This window comes from Pseudoalteromonas haloplanktis ATCC 14393 (assembly GCF_000238355.1).
In the GTDB taxonomy this organism is placed as follows: Bacteria; Pseudomonadota; Gammaproteobacteria; order Enterobacterales; family Alteromonadaceae; genus Pseudoalteromonas; species Pseudoalteromonas haloplanktis.
The window spans coordinates 170032-193636 of the sequence record NZ_AHCA01000004.1; the positions used below are offsets into that span (position 1 = coordinate 170032).

Sequence of the window (23605 nt, forward strand, 5' to 3'; positions counted from 1 at the left end):
AATCAAAGGTGAACGAAAATGATACTTCGAAATACAACAAAAACTAAAATAATTAAAACATCAGTCAACTTTGGAAAAGGAATGTCTTTTCATCTCGATAAATCAGGGCAACCTATTAAGACTGAAAAAGGCATCAGAACTCACTCATATAGGCACGATAAAATAGAACCTAATTTTCCAGTGCTATATCACCCGACTCGCTTCACCGAATGCCAAGAAATGAACTTATTTTTAATGCACCGCTTTGAAGGTCATTTCAGTCTCAAAAAGAATCAAATAGACAATGAGGCTTTTAGTGACGCTTATCATGCCAGCCAACCGGGAAAGCCATTAGATGTTAAGTCTGTTTGCAGTATAGCTAAGCACTTAAAAGCTTTCTTAGATTGGTTGGATAAAGATGATGCATCCTATTTTGAAGTAATAGCTGCACCACTTTCAAAACAATCTGTAGATGATGATATTTCTAGGTTACCTGTGTGGAGATATCACAAACATTTATGTGAAAGAGTCGAAACCAAAGATAAGTCTAAACGCATAAGCTTTAACAGCGCTCAAGAACGAATTAGAGCTGTTAAAGCATTCTATATATGGAGCCATAAGCGCGGGGCTATAGATAGCCTCCCCTTCTCACTTGAATACAAACAGGTACGTATTAAATCGAAAGCTAAATCAAGTGTAAGTTCATTGTTTCAATTACCTACTAGCAACACACGTTCTGGAGGCTTATGGAAGTGGGTTAGTAATTTGAGCATTCCAAATACATTGAAACAAAAGGAAGACTCACCCGAAAAAGATCTACAACCATATTCTCCAAAAGAACTTAAACAGTTGCTGGAGACGGATACGGCTCAAAAAGAGACTTATAAGCTTTATTTGCAATGTGCTTTGCTAGGTGGACTTCGTTCTTTTGAGATTTCAGCCATCGACCAGAAAGACCTTTTTGATCCTGATGAAAAAGAAAACGAGAAACGTATTCCAAAATTGAACATTGTACGAAAAGGACATAAGCCAGTGAGATTAACAATAGCGCGAGTTCTAATGAAGCTTTTGTACAATCACACTTTGACAATTCAAAATATGAAGCGACGTACCAAACATGAGACTAATCATGGTATGGACAATAGTGAACATCCGCTTCCTTTGTTTATGAATAGTTCAGGATCGCGGATAAGCGAAGATACACCGGGGAATACTATTTCCATAGTTAGAAAAGAACAAAGGAAGCAGGGATTAGAAATACTATTACGCACATTCCATGACTTACGCGCTACCTTTGCTACTTATGTCGCTAAATACCTAATTGACAAAGGTGAATCGGAGAGTTCCATCAGACAGACACTAATGACCTTGATGAGTCACGAAAGTTTTAAAACAACCAAACGTTACATCGACTTTGCCAAAAGTGTAGCAGTGGATGCATACGGAGCAATGTCAGAGTGGGTGAAAGATATCTACGGTGATGTTGACGAATTACTGATGCGTGAGGCTGAAGATGCAGCAGCAAGTTAAAACGCGGAAGTCCAATCGTATTCCTGCTAGATTTAAACCTCATTCAATTGTTCTAGCCAAACAGTTAGACGTTTTATTTAACAGGGCATATGACAAAGAAAACAATATTAGCGCAGATGACGACACTGCTATTTCAATGAGTCGCTTGCGGAATGCTTGTGTCAGTTTACAACATACTCTTCCTCTAGCCCTTAATAAGGTTAGTACAGATACTGCGACATCAATTCAAACTTCGGGATTAAATGCTCTATCAGACTTTGAAATTTGGCAAGAACTGGAATACTTTTGCATTAATGAAATAAATGATGTCAAGCTACCTAGTTATGCTACTCGTATAGAAGAAGCCTTAGAAAACTTAGCTAAGTTTCATTTTTATGATAACGCTATCAACGCTCCTTTTAGGCTAGTAAATGGGGCTACTTCAATCGACATAACTAAATTATTCGAACTTGAATTCCATCAAGTAAAAGAGATTCGTAAATTACTAAATAAATATCTGGACTATCTCGTCCTTCCAGAATTAAGCCTCAAAGATTCTTCTATTAGGGACAATATCCTCAAAACTGCGACAGCTATTATAAATCTTTGTCTACATGATACTTTTAAGAATACTGAACGCGTCAAACTGCCATTATTGGCAACATTACAGGATAGGGAATTCGTTTCATCATTTATATGCAATCACAACTTCCGTACTTTTTTAAAATTTATACTACCCGATGTGTGGGGTAAAGCTAGAGTCAATCAATTTAAAACTGAAGCCGAAGTAATAGGGTATGCACAAAGCATATCATCCAAATTTGGCAATGAAGTTGATGCTTTTTTGAAAAATCAGATAGCAAGCGCTTCGGAAGCTAATACAACAAGAGTTAGATCCTCAACTTTATCATTTCCAAGGTGGTTGAATAGTGCTGGTAGCGTAGCATCACCAATAATTAAGCTGCTTAGTGAGCGTGGAATTCAAGGGTTTGCAGAAAATGGCCTTCAGGGATTTAAATACCTTTATAAGCATTACCAAGAAGAAACTCAAAATAACCAGCAGTTTTTACTGCTACTAAACGCTGCATTGGACCTTTACCACTTTGTTACGGGTGAAAAAATCGCAAAGGAAAGTTTATTACCCTACTCATTGGGCTATTACCTTAAAGAAAGTGACACTACCGAATGGCAGAAGCATGAGTGGGTATATGACAATGCCTATAAATTTTATCAAAACCTAGTCGAATACCATAAAGTTTTTACAAAGCGAATTGATGGCGAGAGCATAGGTATCGTCACTCTCAAAGGTTACATAGGTAGTATGGCTAGAGCATTGAAAGAAAATGCATCATCATTAACAGATGAACAAATGAAGCTTATTGCCAGTCATGGGGTTCATGCTTTTGTTGAAAATAACTGTGAGATACTAAAGGCTATAAGAGAGGCAATTCAACTAAAATCAAAACAAGGCGATTTGTCGGTTTTTGTTGGTAATCAATATCAGAGCGCTATCGACAAATTACTATCGTTTTATGGTCTAGATACTATTAAAAGCTTTCCGGTCAACACCGAATTAACTGCACAACATCAAGAGCAACTATCTCAGAATCAAGATAAACTCTACTCATATAGAGAAGTAGTAGAATTAGCATATTACATAGAAAAAGGGCTTTCTGAGACCTTACTCACAATTAAAGACAAAGTTACACTTTATGCAGCAAAAGTCATATTGAAAACTGGTTGGAATTCAACTCCTACGCTAGAGCTTGATACTGACGACTTATTTTTCTTTAACACGCCATTACATTCAAGTAAAACTCCTGCTCTTCGTTTATTTAAACGCCGAGCTAATTATCAAACTCAATGGCATAAATTTGAAATTAAAGCCGAAGATCTAGAAAAAGAAGGCGTCTTATTCGGCGACGTTGTCGAACCAGTAATATTTGATATTAAGGCTGCGACTAGACTTACGTCTATTTACCGCCCTTCTATTGAGAACCTATCAAAAAGAATTTTTGTTTTTCCCAAAGTAAATAGTATTGGAGAAGTAAAGATTCAATTATTAACAGCATCACGTTTCAAGACCTCTATAGATAGGATATTGACTGAGCTTGGGTGTGATATCGTATTTAATTCGCAAAAGATCAGAAAATCAGGGCTTAACTACATTTACCGAAAAGTTGCCAAAGAATTTAAGTGGTATCAAAAAGCTGGCAAGCACTCTTATGAAACGTTCTTGCGTCATTATTTAATGCAAGATAACAAAGATGTTGCAATGACAATCAACAGAGCGACAAAAACAATGGCAGACTATTTTGTTCGCGATGTTACCGACAAAGTAATCATTTTGCAGACTCCACCAGAAGACGGTAAAAAAGTCCCGAATGGCACATGCATTAACTCAAAAGATAAATCCGCAGTAGTGGCATTCGAATCTCAAAACAGGAAATTATTAGACCAGCGAGATACAAACGAGCATGCATGTGCCGACTTTAACGCATGCTTGTGGTGTCCGTTCTATCGCTGTGTTGCTGACGCATTGCATGTTTGGAAACTTTTGTCATACCGGGATTTTGTTGTTGCTGATATGGAAAACTCAGCCGCAACATTTGACTCTGTAACAGAGCAACTGGAAAACATAGAGCAGTTGAAAAATAGAGTTAACGAAATATTAACTGATATTGCCAAGCTTAATGCTCAAGCTGTGATTGATGGAAAAGAATTATTGAGAACAGAGGGTATTCATCCTCATTGGAAAAACACAGGTTTGCTATGACCAAAGAGATAACTAAAACAAAACTACTTGATATCGCTGTTGTAAAAACACATACAGGTCAAATCACTATAAAACCTTTGGTTCAGGTGTTAGAAGATTTTAAAGTTGATGATACTAGCGCTTTTAATTCGATTGCTTTGTGGGAAAACAGAGCATTGAATATTGCTAAACATGGCACTATTCACTTTGGCGATGACACTTGGATAAGCTATGAAGAAACGCAAAGAAATGTGAATTTTAAAGGTGTTGATGAATTAGCATATCAAATTCGAATTTATTCACTAATTAAACTCACACATGGTGATGTTGTAGGCGGTAAACCTCTAAAAATCTCTACACTTCAAAATGATGTAACGTATCTAAATTTAATTGCAGCCTTCTTAAGACAAAGAGGTTATCACTCATTTCATGAGTTGGAGTTCAAATCTGACTTAGTTATTAGGAATCTCATAAAAGACTATTTATATGAAGTCGGGAAAATAGCTATTTACAGACAATCACACTCATTTACTAAACTATTTGACGTGCAACGAAGCTTTCGTCTTTTTGGCCCTAAGGTGTGTAGTGTTTTTATTGATGTGCTTAACCAACTAAACGAGTTACACCATCCGAGACCAGTCACTTATTCGCACCCTGTCATTCCTACTAAAGTAATGAAAAAAATTCTGAAGTTTGCAGAAAAAATAGTTGAAAACTCTAAGGATAAGATAGAACGATGGCTAGAATTAAATGCACGCTTAATAGATAGTTTACATGAAGGCTCCATTGAACCACCGCCCAAAATGAATACAGGTGAGCTAATAGCAAAACATGTAAGAAACTTACCCAATGAAGAGGAATTCATTCAATTATCCGAAGAATTAGAAGATTTAAAATTAGCCACATACATTAATATCTTGGCCTATACAGGTATGAGATATAACGAAGTACTTACATGCAAGGTTGGCTGTGCCAATTACAAAGATGATATTTATTACATTACGGCAATTATGACCAAAACCGACAACAGTAAGGTTGAGATGGAATGGTTTTCAAACGCTGAAGTACATGAGTGTGTTGGTATTTACGAAAAATATGTGATCGGTATGCAAGAAAGGGCAAAAGCTGTACTTTCTTCATGCAGAGCCAATATAACAAGTAGTCAAGCACACAATTTGAAAGAAGGGTTAGAAAGAAACCGTCTTTTCGGGGTTTCACATAGTAGCTGTAGTGTTAGTTTTAGCGATACTGGGCGATTCACAAAATTTGAGGTTAAAAACAGTGAAAACATTGAGCTTTTTGACTTAACTCTAGACGATGATGATATAGCAGAGCTTGAACGCCTTGAATCTAACTACAAAGAAGTTAGAGGAGAGAATAGAGGTGTCCCATACGAAGAAGGCGATACGTTTAGATTAACCGCTCACATGTTTCGACATACGTTGGCCTACTTTGTCATTGCCAATAAATTAGGTGAGCTTGATGATATTAGATATCAATTTAAACATTTAACTAGCCTAATGACGTTTGTTTATACTCGAAGAGCATTTTTGGCCTCAACAACTTTAATTAAAACTACTGAAGAGTTTAATGAGATTTTAATTGACCGTGTTGCAGAAGAGTTAATAGATGAAGCCGAGTCACAATCACTTAAAGGTGGTGCTGGTGAGCAAATTAATAAAACATCTAAAGATCTGATAATAGGTATTACTGATAGTCAAAGTAAAGATTCGACTGTGATTAAGCAGATCCATTTCAGTTCAATTGAAGAACTGAAAAAATTTCTCGTCAAAAATATTAAAAACATACGTGGCTTACCTACGGGGTACTGCACTGCGGGAGAAGCTTGCAAGATAAAAGGAGCAGGAATCCCTAGTGGCTGTGTGTATTGTGGTAGTAAAATCATTACCAAACGCCACAAGGTCAATTGGCAAATAATAAAAAAAGAAGCAACGCAGAAACTAGAGGCATATGCGGCATTAACCAAAGAAGAGCAAGAAGATTACGAGCTATTTGCTATTCACTGGAAAAATAATATAGCAGCAGCTGACTATGTATTAGATGAAGGCAAAGCGCATACAAACCAAGGAGAACAAGCATGAGTAGCGCATACGATGATATAAAACGTGCTTTTGAAGAGATGAAATCTGATGGCAGCAAGATAACCAAAAATGCAGTAGCAACGAGAGCTAAAAGAAATATTGCAAATCTATCTAAAGAAGAAGAAAAATGGGTAAAGTTACGAGAAAATATTGAAAAAGCTCAATTAACTTGGGAAGAAAAAAATAAAGATAATTTAATAAAACAACTCAGAACAAAGGTAGCCGAACTAAAAAGCAAGCTTGCTAAAGAAAAGCAAAAAAACGAGATTGACCCTAAGGAAATCGATAAGGATTTTGAAAAGCTACTGGTGCGATTACAAGAAATGTACGCTGAAATAGATAAGCTCAAACTGATTAATGCTGATTTAAAAAATCAACTTCAGCACTCAGGGCAACATACAGAAATAAGAGTGGATACGTCTACTGGTGAAATTATTGAATTAGTTTCAACGAAACAATAGATTAGATGTAGTAGCTCATATCTCATCTTACAGTTTTGTTGATTAGGTTTAGACTTCACCTGACAGGCAGCAAGAGCGAACAAGAGACGGTCAGAGTGATCTGGATATGTGAACTTAATTCTACAAAGCGGACGCTTAGCGACCCCGTTCATGCAATAAAATTGAGTTTAGGCAATCCGCATTAATTGTATAATGATGTCTCTGCTTCTAAAGAGTATGTTTATGAGAACCATTGGAAAACTGGCAAAAGATTTAGATATCAATGTTGAAACGATCCGCTTTTATGAGCGCCAAGGTTTAATAGAGCAGCCTCCAAAACCCGAATCAGGTTATCGAAAGTATGACGAGACACACGCTAATCAACTCAAATTTATTCTGAAAGCTAAAGCATTAGGGTTTACGCTGAAAGAAATTGAATCACTGATGTCACTAAGTAGCAGTTGCGCTGATATAGAATCGATGGGATTGCAAAAACTTAATCTCATCCGTAATAAAATTGCTGATTTACAGCGGTTAGAGAAAGTAATTCAAGATATGACAGATTCTTGCAAGGCCAATCAAGACCCTCAATCCTGCCCGGTAATAAATTCACTTAAATAGCTATTGACCCCGTACTTATGTACGGAGTTTATACTACCTTAAAAATTGAGGTAGATAGTTATGATCAATAAAATTCTAGATAAAGTAGGTTCTGGTGGCGTTTGGCTAGCCGCCCTTAGTTGCACAGCATGTTTTCCTGCGCTCGGCTCATTGGCATCTGCGCTTGGGTTAGGTTTTCTTTCACATTTTGAAGGGATAGCGGTGAACACCTTATTGCCATTATTTGCTTCACTAGCGTTGTTAGTTAATTTCTATAATTGGTATCAACATCGAGAGTCATTAAGAGGCATTTTAAGTGTCATTGGCCCAATTGCAGTATTGCTGACCCTTTATCCTTTATGGCAATACGACTGGAGCACTTACTTATTTTACTTTGGGATCATTTGGATGGTCGTAATGTCTATTTTAGATATTGTTAAGCCCATTAAGGAACCAGTATGCAAGGTATAGAATTAAAATCTAAGATAACTTGCCCTGAATGTGGATTTAGCAAAGTTGAAACCATGCCTACAAACGCTTGCCAATGGTATTACGAATGCGAAAGCTGTAAAGCACTACTTAAACCGTTCAAAGGTGATTGTTGCGTTTACTGCTCTTATGGAACAGTTAAGTGTCCTCCTATTCAAGAAGGCAATGCATGTTGCTCAGGTAAGTAGCCTAGTATTCGGTGGTTCTGTGCCAACCAAGTAATATCTTAAATGCGATTGCGATTAACACTAAACCACCAAATAGTTCAGCTTTAGACTCCAGCCATACGCCACTTCTTTCGCCGATATTCACACCAATCTAGCTAAAGGCAAACGTCGTGACGCCTATTATCAAGCAAGCTACGGCTATGTCTACCTCAAGCAATGTGATTGCATAACCTGCCGCCATTGCATCAATACTGGCGGCAATAGCAAGAACAAATAGCACACGATGAGTAACATTAGCAATATCTTCTTCAATTCCTTCAGATTGGGACTCATAAATCATTTTTGCCACCGATAAATAATAGCAAAATAAAAGCTATCCAAGGTGCATAATCTTCAATCCAAGATGATCATCCTTTACCGCTGTAATAGCCTAAAAGAGGTATAAAGCCTTGGAAAAATCCAAAATAAGCAACGGCTTTAATAAAGAGTTTTTCAGCATTTGCTACTTTTTTAGAACCTAAGCCTATGGATACTGCAAACACGTCCATACTGAGTGCTATAGCTAATACAAATACTTCAAACAAATCGATTAAACCTGAATAAAATTGTTATAAGATTACGTGACGTATAATTAGTTACTTGACTGATGTTAAACACCTAAGGTTTGCTGACAGTTGCTCAATTATCGAAGCCTTATTTTTACACCAAATTTCAGCCAGATATTCAGTAACAGTGCCAACACTTGAAGGAAACAGAATATTCCCCGCCACTTTGGCGAAAGGGCCATCAGTTTCGAGTAAAATCCTATCTTGAGGTATCCACGATATTACTTTTTTAGCTCTGGCTGAAGTAAGCATGGCTGGCCCAATAGAAAAGAAACAGCCTAGCTCGACGGCTTCTAGAACTTGCTTCTTAGTACCTAAAAACCAATGAAGAATAGAAGTACCAGCATTGGGGTATAACTTAAGTTGTTCAAGTACTTCACCTGTCGCATTAAGACTATGGATAGTTAGTATTTTGTTATCAAAGTCTTCACATTTTTTCAAAATATGCGTGAAAACCTCTAATTGATCATCAAAGTAATCAGCATAACCTTTTGAGCCATCCAGCCCAATTTCTCCAATATATCTAGTTCTATCAACTAGCTTATCGAATAGAGGTAGTTCATTTTTCCTTAAATGAGCAAGTTGAGGGTGAAGCCCCAAAGCCGTTTTACAGTGTTTTATGCCACTTGTTAACTGAACAGTACCTTCAAAAGCTGAAGGCACCGTAGTTACTGATAGCACGTAATAATTACTGCTTTTTATGTCGTTCAATACCTCTTTATGATCTGGATATAAATCAACATGGCAATGAAGATCCATCATGATGATTTATCCGCTTGGAGAAATAATTCAACCTCTGCTAATCCTCGCTTAATAGTTGATTCTAGTTTTTCTCGTATATCTTTATCTTGTGGTATTGGTCCTGACTTTCGAAGCCAAGAACGATAATTGTCAGTCTGTTTCAACCGGATAATGGCAGTTTGAACCGCTTGGAGATCATCGCGAGTATCTTTTTCTTTAATAAGACCTCTCAACCGCTTTGTCTTGTATGGCGCATCTTGTGTAAAACCAGCATGAAAAACTGACGCTCTTCGAATAAGGCAAGGTACACAATGCCCACACTGTTTATGCTCTCTGTGCCAATGACTACAAGAAACACTCAGAGGAACTGCTTTTCTAATTGCGTCTTGATCAACACATTCCGCTAACATTTCACCTTTAGTTTTGAATTGATAGGGGTTTACAAATTTGACATGAAACCCAGTGTCTCTAAGCAAAGATTCAAGCCTGCTTAGAAAATTAGGATGAGTAGTTCTAGTACTATGGCTACCAATCCGTCTTCTGGTAAGCGGTGGATTTATAGAAATATAGCCATTCTCAGGGACGACAATAGTTTCAATACTGCTATCGCAATTAGCATTTCTTAAGGCTGATATACCAAGTACCGCCATAGCTAGGAAGTTGAAGCTTCTTCCCCTCATGCTAATGTCAGTTTTACCTTCTAAATGCTTGATAATATGAGGAGACATTGAATAGGACAATTCGCCGAATGGCGGGGATAATAAATGCTTAATATCTTCCTGTTTTGCGCCATCACCACGATAAGCGTGACTAACCAAAAGCGGTTTTAAGGCTGACTCTCCGTTTAAAATGTCAATTGCACCAACTGCGCTGTCAAGACCTCCTGAAAAAAGGCAGACTGAGTTGAGTCCAATTAATGATTTTGCTTTTGCTTTCGCTTGCTCACTTGTTTTAGGAGTCGGCATCGGCATAGTTGTTTTTTCAAAAGTAAACTGCCATTGATCGCCCGTTAGAAAGTTGAGCAAAGAACTTAGTTCAGGCTCAACAGTATTCCACATATCCTCATCGGTAACAGGAACATGTAAATGCATTTTTCTAGCCCATGCATTTTCTGCATTATCCCTCAATTCAAATGTATCAGCGGCGGTAACGGCGGTTGCAATTGTTATCAGATCTATTGCATCAGCATCTACATGCAATCCTAAATCACGAACTGTTTGTAGTAGTTGTTTTGACACCAAGCTGTGCTTAGTGATGTCATTTTGATGCGTGTGAAACATTTGGACAGGATGACAGTCTTCAGAAAAATCAGGCAAGTTAGCTGGGTCATGGTTAAAATAAAAATTAGTCATCAAAACTCTCCCATTCATCCACTGTCATTGCAATTGCATCAGCTTGAATTTTAGTAATATTTTCCTTGCTAATAGTACTAGGGTTGCCATTAGTTACTTTGTCTAACTGCTCTTGTGTGATCACTTTTATTAATTCCCTTAATTCTACTTCCATTTGATGATGCTTACTTGCAGGCTCAACATGAAACCAAGCTCTGCCCATGCCTTCAACCACATCCTGAAAAATAAGATCTGTTAAATAACAGCCTATGGCTTCTTGAATAACTTCGTCAGTAAAACTGTTTGGGTCAAATTCTTCTGTATCGGGGAGTGCTTCTTCTAGTGCGTAATCCAACGCAACTCTTACAGCATCCGAATCGGCATTATCAGGTGCCAAATGACTAGCAATTTTGTCAATTGCTTGGTCAGTCGATAACCCAGTTAGATCACCTAATGATAAGCTTTGATTATTAACCGTTACGGTGTCGCCACGCATGACACCAAGCAATCCAGAACCAGCCGTTATACCGCTTGCTAGTCTCCGGCTTGTGCTTTTACCTCCGCCAGAGCCTTTTCTAGAGTAACTTTTTAATGAACGCCTTAGATCTGAGGTTGAGCCACCTGTTTGTGCATATTTACCAAATGCTCTTCTGGCGCTGGCAAACCTATTTGGAGGTGGCGTTGCTGTTGGCGAACCACCGATTTCTTGTTGAACCTTGTCATTGTCAATATCGTTGGTATGGTCATTCTGATCATCAGATTGATTGTTATCAGAACCAGTTTGATCATCCCCATCAGTACCTGATGCAGGCTCTATTGTGACGGGATCTCCTTGCTCTGCCCAAGATGGAATTAGCGGACTCTTGTTATTCGGTCCTGTAGACGATGCGGACGTACCCATATTACTTAATTCCCTCTAGTTCTTTTAAGATTGGATTGAGCCACCTTTGACGAGGCAAGCTTTTTAAGAATGTAAGAAGACTTAAGCAACATTTATCATCCTGCTTGGCAAGTAACACGGCTCCATAGATGCCTGTTGGTTTTTCGGTCCAATCACCAATCAACTTAAAGTTTTCAATCAAACCATCCATGACTGACATGTACTCTTCCTTCGGAGTTGTGGTAATCGCAGTAGAGTTAACGCCACTGACCCTTACCTTTTGCTTCATTAATTCTTCTACAAGTTTTTGAGCAGCTCCCGACATTACCGCATTAACAGCACCCATTGGAATGCTTTCTCGGCTAAGGTATGCCGCTGGGGTCAAATCCATCTCAGTAAACATTGGAGGTAATTTTGACCATTTATCAATAAAAGCTAGGTCGAGTTTCCACTCTTCAGGTAACTTTATTTCATCAAATTCAACTTCTGAATTTTCGAGATCCGCTAAAACTTTTGGATATCCGTTTTCCTTATCAATTAATTCATAAAGCTTGTTAGTAGCCTGAGTGCCTAAGCACCTCTCAAAAATTACCAGCTTAGTGATAGTTTTCTCGTCAAGCTGCATTCCTCGACGGTGAGCCGTTTTCTTTCTCATCTTAACTTGATTGAGTAATCGCTTAACTATGCGAGGGTTACCGTTAATGTTTGTGGATTCAGCTAATAGTGGAGCTAACTGTTCAGCAACTACAAATTTGCTTCTGAGTCCTGAATGCTTTTCGATATCGTGATCCTGAAGAAGCTCATCAACGGTAATTTGTGGTTGTTTCCAAGAAAGCCTTAATGATTCTTCAAGGGCACATCTTATCGCTTCTAACTGAGCATCTGTCACTCCGTGGTCTTGAGCGGTGAGCATCATTAAATATGCCCTTATCTCAAGAACACCGGGCCTTGGTACATGCACAGGAATTTGAATAAGCTTGTCTAAATAATCAGTTTGATGTCGTTGAGATGCACCTTTGTGATATTCAGGTACTGCCAAACGGATCATGTCTTCATCGGCGGCAATGACAAATGCGGTATTTGGTAAAAATAGAAATAATCTGATCGCCTCAAGTGTTGAAATGGCATTAAATGGAGAGCAGCGATCTAAATTATCGACATAGACAATAAGTGGCTTATCAAACTCCTTTAACAGATCAGAATATGCTTTTCGGAATTCTTTAATTTCTTTAGGAGGTGAGAATGATTTCTTATCTTTGATCAAACCTTTGTTTTTCTTCGCAACATCCTTAGCGCCATCGACAGCACCTTTTACATCATCAACATCAAGTTCACCATCGTCACCACCACTGAATAGTCCCATGATCTTCTGTATACCACCCATAGTCGGTATACCAGCTAATGCTGCACCACCATTCATTAGCAGTCCCATCAGTCTGATCTTATCTATTCGTCCAGCAAACTCTATTGCTTTTGCACTTAGATTTTTATCGTCTGCTGCTTTTTTTACTAAAGTAGATGCAATTGTTTCTAATAGCGCTGCTTTAGCGTCATCGTATCCTTGGAAAGTCCATGCATCGAAATGCACTTGGATATATTCTTGTTCATCAGTTTCCAAAGATGCTTTGGTAAGTTCAAGAATCGTGGATTTTCCAGCGCCCCAATCACCAAAGACACCTATACTAATAGGCATTAATTCCTTTTCAGTGATAAGATCTTTAATCGACTCAGCCGTTTCATTAAAGTTTAAGAAGTCAATTTTTGACTCTTTATCAGACCACATAACATCTCCTTTTGTTTATTATTTTTTTGTTCCATTCTTTCAATAGTTCGATGAACCGTCGGGCGGCTAACAGAATATTTCTTCGCTAATGCAGAGATCGATTCACCATTTAATTTATCTTTATATAATTCTTTCGCTTGTTTGTCTGATAAAGCAGGCAACCTACCCATATGTTTGCCTTTAGCCTTCGCTTCTTCGCGACCTTCTGCGGTTCTGGCTTTTATAAGATCCCGCTCAAGTTGAGCGAATACTCCACATAGGTTGATCATGGCGGTGGCAAACGGATTATCATTTTTAGTATTGAGAGAGCCGTCGATAATATTTAAACAAGCCCCCTTTTTGTGGATACTTTCAATAGCCTCAAGAATAGACTTTAATGATCGGCCTAGCCGATCAAGGCGAGTAACAATTACCTCATCACCCTCCCTGATAAAATCGATGAGTTCCTTTAGCTTTTCTTCATTTCTAATGGAAGCACCTGACTGTTTTCCTTGAAATATTTTTTCACAGCCATGAGCGTCCAACTTGGACAGTTGAATATTTAAATCTTGCTCTTTAGTTGAGACTCTTGCAAAACCAACTTTCATATGTACGAAACCTGTAACTTTCGTACATCTTAACAATCAAGTGAACGAAAGTACATTAAATAAATTTCGTACATGAACGTAATAAAATATAGTTATTCGTACACAACACGGATAGAAAATGAATGACAATTCTAACTATCAAGTGACTTAATTATTCCACACGCTTCAATGGTGTTTTCAGTTGTACACAAACTTGCCATTTGTTGAAGCTCAGCTTTTAGTGCTTTGAGTTCTCTCATTCGATTGTTAACTAAGGCCAATTGTTGAGCAATGAGCTTATTAACACTTGCACAGCTTTCTTCTGGCTTATTTTTCAGTTCCATAAGGCGTTTAACATCTGTTAGAGGGATATCCAAACTTCGGCAATGCTTTATAAACTCTAATTCTTTTAAAGCCCGTTCACCGTATAACCTGTAATTCCCTTCAGTACGTTCAGGAGTTGAAAGCAACCCTTCTTTCTCGTAATACCGAATTGTTTGTATCGAACACCCTGTCGTTTTTGAAAGTTCACCTATCTTCATAAAACTTTAGTCCTAAATCTTGACTCTATAGTCACTATAGACTTTATAGTTAAGTTATCAAGCAAATAACTAAGGCCGTGCAATGAGTGGTTGTGGTTGCGAAGTCGAACTAAAAGATGCGAAACAAAAACATGTGCTGTATTGGTTGCTAGGTATTAATGCGGTTATGTTCTGCGTTGAGATTACTGTGGGCCTATATGCAAACTCAACGGCTTTGATAGCAGATTCAATGGATATGCTGGCTGACGCAATTGTCTATGGTATTGCTCTATATGCCGTGAGCCGATCTTTAAAGCATAAAGCCAATGCAGCCCTTATCAGCGGTTACTTTCAGCTGACACTCGGAATACTGGTAATCTTTGACATAGTAAGAAGACTCGGAGAAGGTGAGCCTCACTCTTGGTTCATGATCGGCTTTGGTTTTGTAGCATTAATAGCAAACGTCATTTGTTTAGTTTTAATCAGAATGCAAAGCAATGGTGAAGTCCATATGCGTGCAAGCTGGATATTTTCAGCCAACGATGTGATCGCAAACTTGGGGGTCATTGCTGCTGGTGTTTTAGTGATGCTACTTGATTCTCGCTGGCCTGACATTGTGATTGGTAGTGTGATTGCAACCCTAATTTTAAGAGGGGCTTACCTGATTATTACTGATGCGAAGAAAGAGCTGAGCAACGCAGAGTTAACAAGCGAAAACAATAGCTGTAGTGGAAGTAAATCAAAATCATGTTCTTAAAGGAGATGGATAATGAGTGCTAATTATTTAGAGAAAACACAAATATTAGACTTAGATGATCACAGCATCCAATCTCTAATAGCAGATCGGAATTGGAATACAATGGATGAATACAACACAATAGGAGCTGCTTACACCTTTGTTAAAGATGAGATTCAGTTTGGTTACAACCGCAGCGATGATATATCTGCGAGTGAAGTTTTAGCGGATGGCTATGGACAGTGCAATACCAAGGGAAACTTGTTAATGGCTCTATTCCGAGCGCTTGGTATTCAGTGCCGATTTCATGGTTTCACGATTGACCAACAGCTTCAGAAAGGCGCTATTCCTTCTTATGTATTTTGGCTTGCCCCAAAATCCATTATCCATAGCTGGGTAGAAGTGCTCTATGAAGGTAAGTGGATCAATTTAGAAGGCTTCATTCTCGACGAAGCTTACCTAAGTTCAATTCAATCCAAATTCAGTCAAGCTAAAGATAATTTTTGTGGTTATGGAATAGCTACTACCTGCATAAGTAACCCAGAGACGAACTGGGTTGGTAAAGATACTTATATTCAAAAAGAAGGCATACACGACGACTTTGGCTTTTATGACTCACCCGATGAATTCTATGCTGAGCAGGGAACCAATCTAACGGGTATTAAACGTTGGGCGTACCAAAACTTTATCCGTCATATCATTAATTGGAATGTACAAAGGCTTAGAAGAAAAAATGTAACCGCCGAGGCTCAACATGCATAACCACTCTCACGGTCATGATCACCCTCACAATGATGAGGACGCTTCGAGACGCATTGGCTGGGCTTTTTTTCTAAACCTCACGTTTACCATCATCGAATTTATCGGAGGTTGGTTAACCAATAGTACGGCAATCATGGCAGATGCTATCCATGATTTAGGAGATAGCATCTCCATAGGCACCGCATGGGGATTAAATAAGCTCAGTAACAAGCCTGCCTCTAGCCAGTTTTCATATGGTTACAAGCGCTTTTCATTGCTTGGCGCATTGATTAACGGTTTGGTATTAACTGTTGGTTCTGTTTTTATACTAATTGAGGCCATACCAAGATTAGCTAACCCCGAAATGCCTCAAGTCGAAGGAATGCTTTTATTAGCTATTTTTGGCATGGTGGTAAACGGTTACGCTGCCTATAAGCTAAGTCATGGAAAGACCTTAAATGAACGAGTTTTAAACTGGCACTTGCTTGAAGACGTTTTAGGTTGGATAGCTATATTTATTGTATCAATCGTATTGATGTTTGTTGAATGGCCCATACTCGATCCTATTTTATCAATTGGGTTTACCCTTTTTATTTTATTTAATGTTGTAAGAACACTGAAAACGACACTTATGCTCTTCTTGCAAGCGACACCAGATATTGATCTTATTGAAAATATTAAATCGAAAATAGTTTCTAAAGCCATTGTGGGTGAAGTACATCACTTACACATCTGGTCACTTGATGGTGAACACAACGTTTTAACCGCCCATATTGTTTTAAACACTGAAATATCTAACGAAGAGCTGAAATCGTACAAGCTAGAGTTGCGACAGGAGCTTAAAGAGTTTGATTTTGCTCATACAACAATTGAAATAGAGTTCATAGACGAGCAATGTCGTGACGCAAGCTAAACGATAGTGTTAACATTGGCATAACTAAGAGATAGTTGAAACGAAATGAATATTAAACAATTCCCTGCATACATCATGATAGTGCTGATATTACTTCAGTCATTTTCTGCTGTGGCAAAAGTTGCTGATGTTCATATTGTTGATTCCGAGCATATAAAAACCGAGCATGTTCATGCTTTAGATGACCACATTTCTTCTGAAAAATTAATACAATCATCAGCAGATAATGACCAACACAACCCCGCTGATTGTCATCATTGCGGACACTGCAATGGCTCGCATGTACAGTTTGCTACGCATGTTTACATCAGTAGAGACATTGATTTCAAATCAAGTCAGGTATTTGATTATTTAAAAGTAGTCATTGAAGCTCCCCCTTCCAGATTACTTCGACCTCCCAAAAGTTAGTCCTTTTATTTAATTGGCGCGTTAGGCGGTGAAGCCAACGCTCGTTTCATAAAATAAACAGGACAAAATATGAATATGTCTTATTTTAAGGCCCCCGTACTTGCTTGGAAGAAAGTAAAACGGTTGCTTCTGTTGTCGTTTTTAGTGACAACTAATAATGTATTTGCAAATGACTTAACTGTTGATTCAGTTTCATTGTCAGAGGCAATACAACGAACACTTGCAAACAACCCACAGCTAACAGCTTTTAAATACAAACAAAAGCGTTTAGACGGCGAGTTAGCTACCGCAGGGTTAAAACCTGAATATAACGTCAGCGCTGAATTGGAAAACTTTGCAGGTACAGGTGATGTATCTGGATTCAGCGACGCTGAACTTACCTTATCAATATCTTCCGTGGTGGAATTGGGAGATAAGGTAAATAGCAGAAAGCTTTATGTTAATGCCCAACAGCAAGCAATAGCTGTTGAAAAAAGAATACAAACACTCGATATTTTGGGTGAAGTAGCAGCTCGCTATATCGATGTTTTGACGTTACAGCAAATCATGCTCGTCAATGAAAATGCAGAAAAGCTAGCACGAGAAACCTATCAAACTGTCTCCAAAAAAGTTCGTGTTGGTTCGGCACCGTCATCAGAGCAAAAACGAGCTGATGCAGCTTTAGCAACAGCTCGACTAAAGACGCTAACCATTTCCAAGCAGTTAGAGGCCAGTGTTCGTAAGTTAGCTATTATGTGGGGAGAACAATCACCGCAATTCTCTCGTGTATCAGGCGATTTATTTGCACTTCCCAAAACAATATCACTCGAATACATCATGGCTCAACTTTCTCAAAGTCCTCATATATTAGCTTATGCAGAGCAATCGAGAATTCAGCAAGCTCAATTACAATCAATCAACGCACAAAGCCACGCTAATATAACGTGGAGCGCAGGTGTGAAAAGACTTGAAGGTAGCAATGAGACTGCGTTGGTTGCAGGAATTAGCGTCCCTCTGTTTACGAGTGATAGAAATAGAGGCAGCTATCAATCTCAAAAAGCAAAACTCGATGAAGTTGAGCAGCAACGGAAAGCCAGTGAGCGAGCAATTTACAGCCAATTAGCGACATTTTATGCGGCTCAGGAAGAGGCTCGCCTTACGGTTGAAACCTTACAAACCAGTATTATTCCGCCTCAAGAAAGTGCTTTGTCATTAGTGCAAAAAGCCTATTCGGACGGGCGCTTTAGTTATTTAGAGCTAGTTTCAGTTCAAAAAGAGCTTATTGAGATGCAATATGCGCTTATTTTTGCCGCAAGTGAGGTTCACAAACAAAGCGCCTCCATTGAGTCCTTATCAGGCATTCCATTAATTTCTTCCGGCAATACAGAAAGCCAACTTTCAAGCTTTATTGAGAATTAATCATGAAAAAGAAAAATATATTAAATTCACCAATCAGCCTTTTCAAATTAATGCTTGTTGCTGTAATTGGTTTCACCTCCATCACGACCTCAGCCAGTGAAGAACACAAAGATGAAATAGTCTCTATGTCTGTTGAGATGGCTAAACAAAACAGCATTGAAACAGTAGCAGCAACTAGCGGTGTTATTCATAACGAAGAAGTTGTATATGGAAAAATCGTTGCCGATCCTGCCTCACTTGCGCACGTTAACGCTAGATTCGATGGTGTTATTAAGGAAGTAAAAGTCAATCTCGGCGAAGAGGTCAAAAAAGGTGAAACGTTGGTAGTGATTGAATCCAATGAGAGCTTAAATCAATATTCGATAAAAGCACCAATGTCTGGGCGTATAGTCGCTAGGCAAGCCAATATTGGCGAGCTTACAAATGGTGAAAACTTGCTGACAATAGCCAATTTTGACGTGGTTTGGGCACAACTATCAGTGTTTCCTACTCAGCTAAGTAAGGTTAACGCTAACCAGCAGGTGCTAATTCATAGCACTGAATTTAATCAAAGTGCGCAAATTAGCTATTTAACACCATCACTAAACGACAAGCCATACTCATTGGCATTTGTAAAATTGGATAACAAAACCAACAAGTGGCCGCTTGGCACTGTAATTAAAGGTGCGGTTACGACCAGTCAACACTCTGCTCCAGTTGTTGTGCCAAAAGGAGCCATTCAAGAGTTTGAAGGCAAAGATGTTGTTTTTATTAAAGAAGGCAATGAATACCACCCTAGCGCCGTAAAAACTGGCGCTTCAGACGCTATCAATATTGCTATCATCGACGGTTTGAACGTCGGCGAAAGTGTGGTTGTAAAGAACAGTTATCTGCTAGTTGCTGATCTAAAAAAATCGGAGGCTGGACATGAACACTAATCTCCGACCTTTTTGTCCTCTACATATTGGCTTCAGTATTATCGAGGTGAAAATATGATCGCTTGGATACTAGAATTATCTATCCGTAGACGTGGTACTATGTTGCTTATGGCCTTGTTTATCATCGCTTTAGGAATATGGAACTATCAGAAGCTACCTATTGACGCTGTGCCAGATATAACCAATGTACAGGTACAAATAAACACGCAGGCTCAAGGTTATTCACCTTTGGAAACAGAGCAACGGATTACGTTTATCGTCGAAACGGGCTTGGCGGGTTTACCTAAGCTGGATTATACCCGTTCACTTTCTCGATATGGCCTGTCGCAAGTGACTGTTGTGTTTGAAGAAGGCACAGATTTGTATTTTGCCAGAAACCTAATCAATGAGCGACTTAGCGCAATTAAGGAGCAACTACCGTTTGGCATTGAACCAGAAATGGGACCAATTGCTACGGGCCTCGGTGAAATATACATGTACAGTATAACTGCCGACGAAAGTGCAAAGCAGAATAATGGCTTACCCTATGATGCGATGGCGTTAAGGGAGATCCATGACTGGGTAGTGAAACCACAACTTGCATTGGTTAAAGGGATTACGGAAATCAATGCAATTGGTGGCTATAAAAAGCAATACCATATCAATCCCGATCCGTTAAGGATGTTGCACTTCGGTATTACCAGTGAAGCACTATCAAATGCAATAATGCGAAATAATGCAAATCAAGGGGCTGGATTCATCGAAAGAAGCGGACAGCAAATTCTTGTTCGTTCACAAGCTCAGTTGCAATCTATTCAAGACATCCAAAACGTCATTATAAAAAGCGACGACGGCACACTTGTAAAAGTTAAAGATGTCGCCGAAGTTGCGATAGGAAAAGAGCTAAGGACAGGAGCTGCATCACTGGAAGGCAAGGAAAGTGTGATTGGCACCGCAATGATGCTGGTAGGAGAAAATTCACGCTCGGTGGCATTGGCTGTTGGTGACAAGCTTAGTGAAATCCAAAACAGTTTACCTCAAGGCGTGTCCATAGTTCCCTTATATGACAGGACAACTCTGGTTGATAAAGCAATTAGCACCGTACAGAAAAATCTTATTGAAGGTGCATTACTGGTTATCTTCGTATTGTTCCTATTACTGGGTAACATACGCGCCGCTTTGATTACCGCCGCAGTAATTCCTTTGGCAATGTTGGCAACAATCACGGGCATGGTTCAAAGCAAAGTCTCTGCGAATTTAATGAGTCTGGGAGCCTTAGATTTTGGATTGATTGTCGATGGCGCGGTAATAATCGTTGAGAACTGCATTAGGCGGTTAGCAGAAAGCCAAAAACGAAATAGTTCTGTCATTTCCCTGAAAGAACGCCTAGACATTGTTTATTCTGCTACCAATGAGGTTATACGACCTAGTGTTTTTGGCGTATTGATCATAACGATTGTCTATTTACCTTTGTTTACCTTATCGGGTGTCGAGGGCAAAATGTTTCATCCGATGGCCGCAACGGTGATAATCGCTCTATTGTCTGCAATGGTATTTACCTTCACGCTAGTCCCCGCTGCGGTTGCTTTATTCTTGAAAGGCAAAATCAGCGAAAAAGAAAGTCCAGTAATTGTCGGCGCTAAGTCAGTTTATAGTCCTGTTTTGAAGTGGGCTTTAAAACTACGTTGGCTAGTTGTTTGCGGCGCTGCTTTACTTGTGACATTTAGCATATTACTTGGTAGTAAATTAGGATCTGAATTTGTTCCTCAACTTAATGAAGGTGACATTGCACTGCACGCGATGCGTATTCCGGGCACGGGTATTGACCAAGCTGTAGAAATGCAGAAGGTACTTGAACAACAAATTATGAAATATGATGAAGTTGTTACGGTGTTTTCAAAAACGGGCACAGCAGAAGTTGCGACAGACGCGATGCCGCCAAATGTGACTGATACTTTTCTGATATTAAAGCCGAGAGAGCAATGGCCCGACCCTAATTTAACGAAAGAGGATTTTGTTGAAAGGCTGGAAAAAGATCTCAGCTCTATTCCCGGCAATAATTATGAGTTTACTCAACCAATTCAGATGCGATTTAACGAATTAATTAGCGGAGTAAGAGCTGATTTAGGGATTAAGCTCTACGGTGATGATCTATCCCAACTTGTCATTTCTGCACAAGAAGTTTTGGCTACACTCAATACAATTTCAGGTGTTGCTGATGCGCGGCTCGAACAAGTTGATGACGTGCCTATCTTTACCGTTAACCCCAAGCCTGAAGCATTAGCGCTATACGGGTTGGATGCAAGCGACTTACAGTCTTGGTTAAAAACAGTCGTGTCAGGTGAAGGCGCAGGGTTAATATTCGAAGGTGATCGTCGATTTGAAATTGTAGTTAGATATCCTGAGCTGTTGAGAGCCAACCTTGATCAGCTAGGTAATTTGCCAATCGCGACAGAAAGTGGTGAGTTTGTACCTGTAAGCGAAGTTGCAGAGTTAAATTATACGACAGTTCCAAGTCAAATAAGCCGAGAAAATGGTAAGCGACGAATTGTAATTACAGCAAATGTTAGAAACCGAGATCTAGGCTCATTCGTACAAGAGGCACAGCAAAAAATTCAACAAAATGTTGAATTGCCTGCTGGTTATTGGCTTGAGTACGGCGGAACATTTGAGCAACTTGAGAGTGCAACGCAAAGATTATCCATCGTAGTACCTGCCACATTGTTTGTAATTTTGACACTGCTTGTCATAGCATTTAGTTCAATAAAAGATGCCCTGATCATATTTAGTGGTGTGCCTTTAGCACTTACAGGCGGCGTATTGGCTTTGTGGTTAAGAGACATGCCTCTTTCAATTTCTGCTGCTGTTGGATTTATCGCTCTTTCAGGGATAGCTGTATTAAATGGACTGGTGATGCTGTCATTCATTAAACAGCGATTACTTGAAACAGGAGAGCTAATAAACTCAATTATCGAAGGTGCAACTATCAGGCTTCGCCCTGTATTAATGACCGCTTTGGTTGCTAGCTTAGGTTTCATTCCTATGGCATTAAACGTCGGAACTGGGGCTGAAGTTCAGAGGCCATTAGCAACGGTGGTAATTGGAGGGATTATTTCCTCTACTTTACTTACTTTAGTTGTTTTGCCTGTTCTATATAGAATTGTTTACAGTAAATACAAATCTTAACTTTAATTTAGAGGCTTCTCGTAATGTTTTCGAGAAGCCTTTTGTTAAGTTACTTTTGCTCGTTCAGGTGTGTAAAAAGACCTATTTAAAACTAAATTACTTTTAAGACGCCGCGATACATTTGTATCTGACAATGAAACTCATGCTCTCCCTGTGACAAGTTTAATAAGGTAATTTGAGTAATTTCATTTAACTTAAGCTGTTCGCTTATATCCAATGAAGGAATAAGCATTATTTCAGCGCAGGGGGATTGCTCTTTATGACCGTTATGAACGCACGTCATTATTGCTAATTGCGCAGATTATGAATGAAACTGGTAAACGGATTATCATTTTTTGTACTGACAGAACCATTAATAATCTTTGAACAATCGCCCCGTTTGTGAGTACTTTCAATGTCCTCAAGAATAGACTTTAATGATCGGCCTAGCCGATCAAGGCGAGTAACTATTACCTCATCACCCTACCTGATGAAATCGATTAGCTTCTTTAACTTTTTTCATTTCTAACCGAAGTACCAGACACATTGCCTTATAATATTTTTTTACAACCATAATAGCCCAACTGAACAGTTGAGCATTCAAATCTTGTTCTCTAGTAGATACTCTTGCAAAACCACTTTCATGTGTAGGAAACTTTTAGCTTTCGAACATGAACGAGATAAAAGATCAATATTCGTTCATTTAAAAAGTGAAATAAATGACAACTCTAACTATCAAGATTAATTCTTCCACATGCTTTAACTGTGTCTTCACTTGTACACGAGCTTACATTTGTTGAAGCTCAGCTTGTAGTACTTTGAGTTCCCACATTAGATTGTTAACTAAAGCCAATTCCGCCTGTGTCTATCACAAGTTCAA

General features: G+C 38.9%; 22 protein-coding genes and 1 pseudogene. 14 read left to right on the top strand and 9 right to left on the bottom strand.

Annotation, left to right across the window (positions count from 1 at the left end; translation table 11 throughout):
- Nucleotides 1-18 precede the first annotated feature (18 nt).
- The 7 genes from PHAL_RS0109755 to PHAL_RS24540 all read left to right on the top strand — a co-directional run bounded on the left by PHAL_RS0109755 (nucleotide 19) and on the right by PHAL_RS24540 (nucleotide 8062).
- The gene (locus PHAL_RS0109755; RefSeq protein WP_016708217.1) at nucleotides 19-1509 is read left to right on the top strand and encodes a site-specific integrase; all 1491 of its coding nucleotides are present in this window, start codon (nucleotides 19-21) and stop codon (nucleotides 1507-1509) included.
- Nucleotides 1493-4264 (top strand): hypothetical protein, encoded by a 2772-nt coding sequence (locus tag PHAL_RS0109760; RefSeq protein WP_016708218.1) that lies wholly within the window; start codon nucleotides 1493-1495, stop codon nucleotides 4262-4264. The genes PHAL_RS0109755 and PHAL_RS0109760 overlap by 17 nt, the downstream gene beginning before the upstream one ends.
- Nucleotides 4261-6345: a hypothetical protein gene (locus PHAL_RS0109765; protein ID WP_016708219.1), complete on the top strand. Its 2085-nt coding sequence runs from the start codon at nucleotides 4261-4263 to the stop codon at nucleotides 6343-6345. Before PHAL_RS0109760 ends, PHAL_RS0109765 begins: the two co-directional genes overlap by 4 nt.
- Entirely contained in the window at nucleotides 6342-6806 is a 465-nt protein-coding gene (locus tag PHAL_RS0109770; RefSeq protein ID WP_016708220.1) for a hypothetical protein, read from the top strand. The genes PHAL_RS0109765 and PHAL_RS0109770 overlap by 4 nt, the downstream gene beginning before the upstream one ends.
- 222 nt (nucleotides 6807-7028) lie before the next feature.
- Nucleotides 7029-7406, top strand: coding sequence for a MerR family transcriptional regulator (locus PHAL_RS0109775; protein ID WP_016708221.1), 378 nt, complete (start codon nucleotides 7029-7031; stop codon nucleotides 7404-7406).
- A gap of 60 nt (nucleotides 7407-7466) precedes the next feature.
- Nucleotides 7467-7856 (top strand): organomercurial transporter MerC, encoded by a 390-nt coding sequence (gene merC / locus PHAL_RS0109780; protein WP_016708222.1) that lies wholly within the window; start codon nucleotides 7467-7469, stop codon nucleotides 7854-7856.
- Nucleotides 7844-8062, top strand: a complete 219-nt coding sequence (locus PHAL_RS24540) for a GDCCVxC domain-containing (seleno)protein (protein ID WP_062566147.1) — start codon at nucleotides 7844-7846, stop codon at nucleotides 8060-8062. The genes merC and PHAL_RS24540 overlap by 13 nt, the downstream gene beginning before the upstream one ends.
- 1 nt (nucleotide 8063) lies before the next feature.
- Here PHAL_RS24540 and PHAL_RS22925 read toward each other — a convergent pair.
- The 7 genes and pseudogenes from PHAL_RS22925 to cadR all read right to left on the bottom strand — a co-directional run bounded on the left by PHAL_RS22925 (nucleotide 8064) and on the right by cadR (nucleotide 14489).
- Nucleotides 8064-8625, bottom strand: a pseudogene (locus PHAL_RS22925) (manganese efflux pump MntP).
- A 51-nt stretch (nucleotides 8626-8676) separates the two neighbouring features.
- Complete coding sequence (qatD, locus tag PHAL_RS0109790) at nucleotides 8677-9408, bottom strand: Qat anti-phage system TatD family nuclease QatD (RefSeq protein WP_016708224.1); 732 nt, start codon at nucleotides 9406-9408, stop codon at nucleotides 8677-8679.
- Complete coding sequence (gene qatC / locus PHAL_RS0109795) at nucleotides 9405-10739, bottom strand: Qat anti-phage system QueC-like protein QatC (protein WP_016708225.1); 1335 nt, start codon at nucleotides 10737-10739, stop codon at nucleotides 9405-9407. Before qatC ends, qatD begins: the two co-directional genes overlap by 4 nt.
- The gene (locus tag PHAL_RS0109800; protein WP_016708226.1) at nucleotides 10732-11619 is read right to left on the bottom strand and encodes a hypothetical protein; all 888 of its coding nucleotides are present in this window, start codon (nucleotides 11617-11619) and stop codon (nucleotides 10732-10734) included. Before PHAL_RS0109800 ends, qatC begins: the two co-directional genes overlap by 8 nt.
- A 1-nt stretch (nucleotide 11620) precedes the next feature.
- Nucleotides 11621-13381, bottom strand: coding sequence for a KAP family P-loop NTPase fold protein (locus PHAL_RS22930; protein ID WP_016708227.1), 1761 nt, complete (start codon nucleotides 13379-13381; stop codon nucleotides 11621-11623).
- Nucleotides 13345-13968, bottom strand: coding sequence for a recombinase family protein (locus PHAL_RS0109810; protein ID WP_016708228.1), 624 nt, complete (start codon nucleotides 13966-13968; stop codon nucleotides 13345-13347). The genes PHAL_RS22930 and PHAL_RS0109810 overlap by 37 nt, the downstream gene beginning before the upstream one ends.
- Nucleotides 13969-14099: 131 nt before the next feature.
- Nucleotides 14100-14489 (bottom strand): Cd(II)/Pb(II)-responsive transcriptional regulator, encoded by a 390-nt coding sequence (gene cadR / locus PHAL_RS0109815; RefSeq protein ID WP_016708229.1) that lies wholly within the window; start codon nucleotides 14487-14489, stop codon nucleotides 14100-14102.
- Nucleotides 14490-14571: 82 nt separating this feature from the next.
- Between cadR and PHAL_RS0109820 the strand changes: the two genes are divergently transcribed.
- From PHAL_RS0109820 to PHAL_RS0109850, 7 genes are all read left to right on the top strand, one after another.
- Nucleotides 14572-15225 (top strand): cation transporter, encoded by a 654-nt coding sequence (locus tag PHAL_RS0109820; protein ID WP_016708230.1) that lies wholly within the window; start codon nucleotides 14572-14574, stop codon nucleotides 15223-15225.
- A 12-nt stretch (nucleotides 15226-15237) separates the two neighbouring features.
- A complete protein-coding gene (locus tag PHAL_RS0109825; RefSeq protein WP_016708231.1) occupies nucleotides 15238-15966 on the top strand; it encodes a transglutaminase-like domain-containing protein in 729 nt (242 codons plus the stop codon).
- Entirely contained in the window at nucleotides 15959-16858 is a 900-nt protein-coding gene (locus tag PHAL_RS0109830; protein WP_016708232.1) for a cation diffusion facilitator family transporter, read from the top strand. The genes PHAL_RS0109825 and PHAL_RS0109830 overlap by 8 nt, the downstream gene beginning before the upstream one ends.
- 45 nt (nucleotides 16859-16903) lie before the next feature.
- Nucleotides 16904-17266, top strand: coding sequence for a hypothetical protein (locus PHAL_RS0109835; RefSeq protein WP_016708233.1), 363 nt, complete (start codon nucleotides 16904-16906; stop codon nucleotides 17264-17266).
- A gap of 69 nt (nucleotides 17267-17335) precedes the next feature.
- A complete protein-coding gene (locus PHAL_RS0109840) occupies nucleotides 17336-18664 on the top strand; it encodes a TolC family protein (RefSeq protein WP_029216105.1) in 1329 nt (442 codons plus the stop codon).
- Nucleotides 18665-18666: 2 nt separating this feature from the next.
- Nucleotides 18667-19581 (top strand): efflux RND transporter periplasmic adaptor subunit, encoded by a 915-nt coding sequence (locus PHAL_RS0109845; RefSeq protein WP_016708235.1) that lies wholly within the window; start codon nucleotides 18667-18669, stop codon nucleotides 19579-19581.
- 54 nt (nucleotides 19582-19635) lie between these two features.
- Nucleotides 19636-22746 (top strand): efflux RND transporter permease subunit, encoded by a 3111-nt coding sequence (locus tag PHAL_RS0109850; protein WP_016708236.1) that lies wholly within the window; start codon nucleotides 19636-19638, stop codon nucleotides 22744-22746.
- Between the two features lie 91 nt (nucleotides 22747-22837).
- Here PHAL_RS0109850 and PHAL_RS23845 read toward each other — a convergent pair whose 3' ends face one another.
- Together PHAL_RS23845 and PHAL_RS24765 are read right to left on the bottom strand one after the other, a co-directional pair.
- Nucleotides 22838-23029: a cupredoxin domain-containing protein gene (locus PHAL_RS23845; RefSeq protein ID WP_227006812.1), complete on the bottom strand. Its 192-nt coding sequence runs from the start codon at nucleotides 23027-23029 to the stop codon at nucleotides 22838-22840.
- 5 nt (nucleotides 23030-23034) lie between these two features.
- Nucleotides 23035-23196 (bottom strand): hypothetical protein, encoded by a 162-nt coding sequence (locus PHAL_RS24765; RefSeq protein WP_353956868.1) that lies wholly within the window; start codon nucleotides 23194-23196, stop codon nucleotides 23035-23037.
- Between the last annotated feature and the right edge of the window lie 409 nt (nucleotides 23197-23605).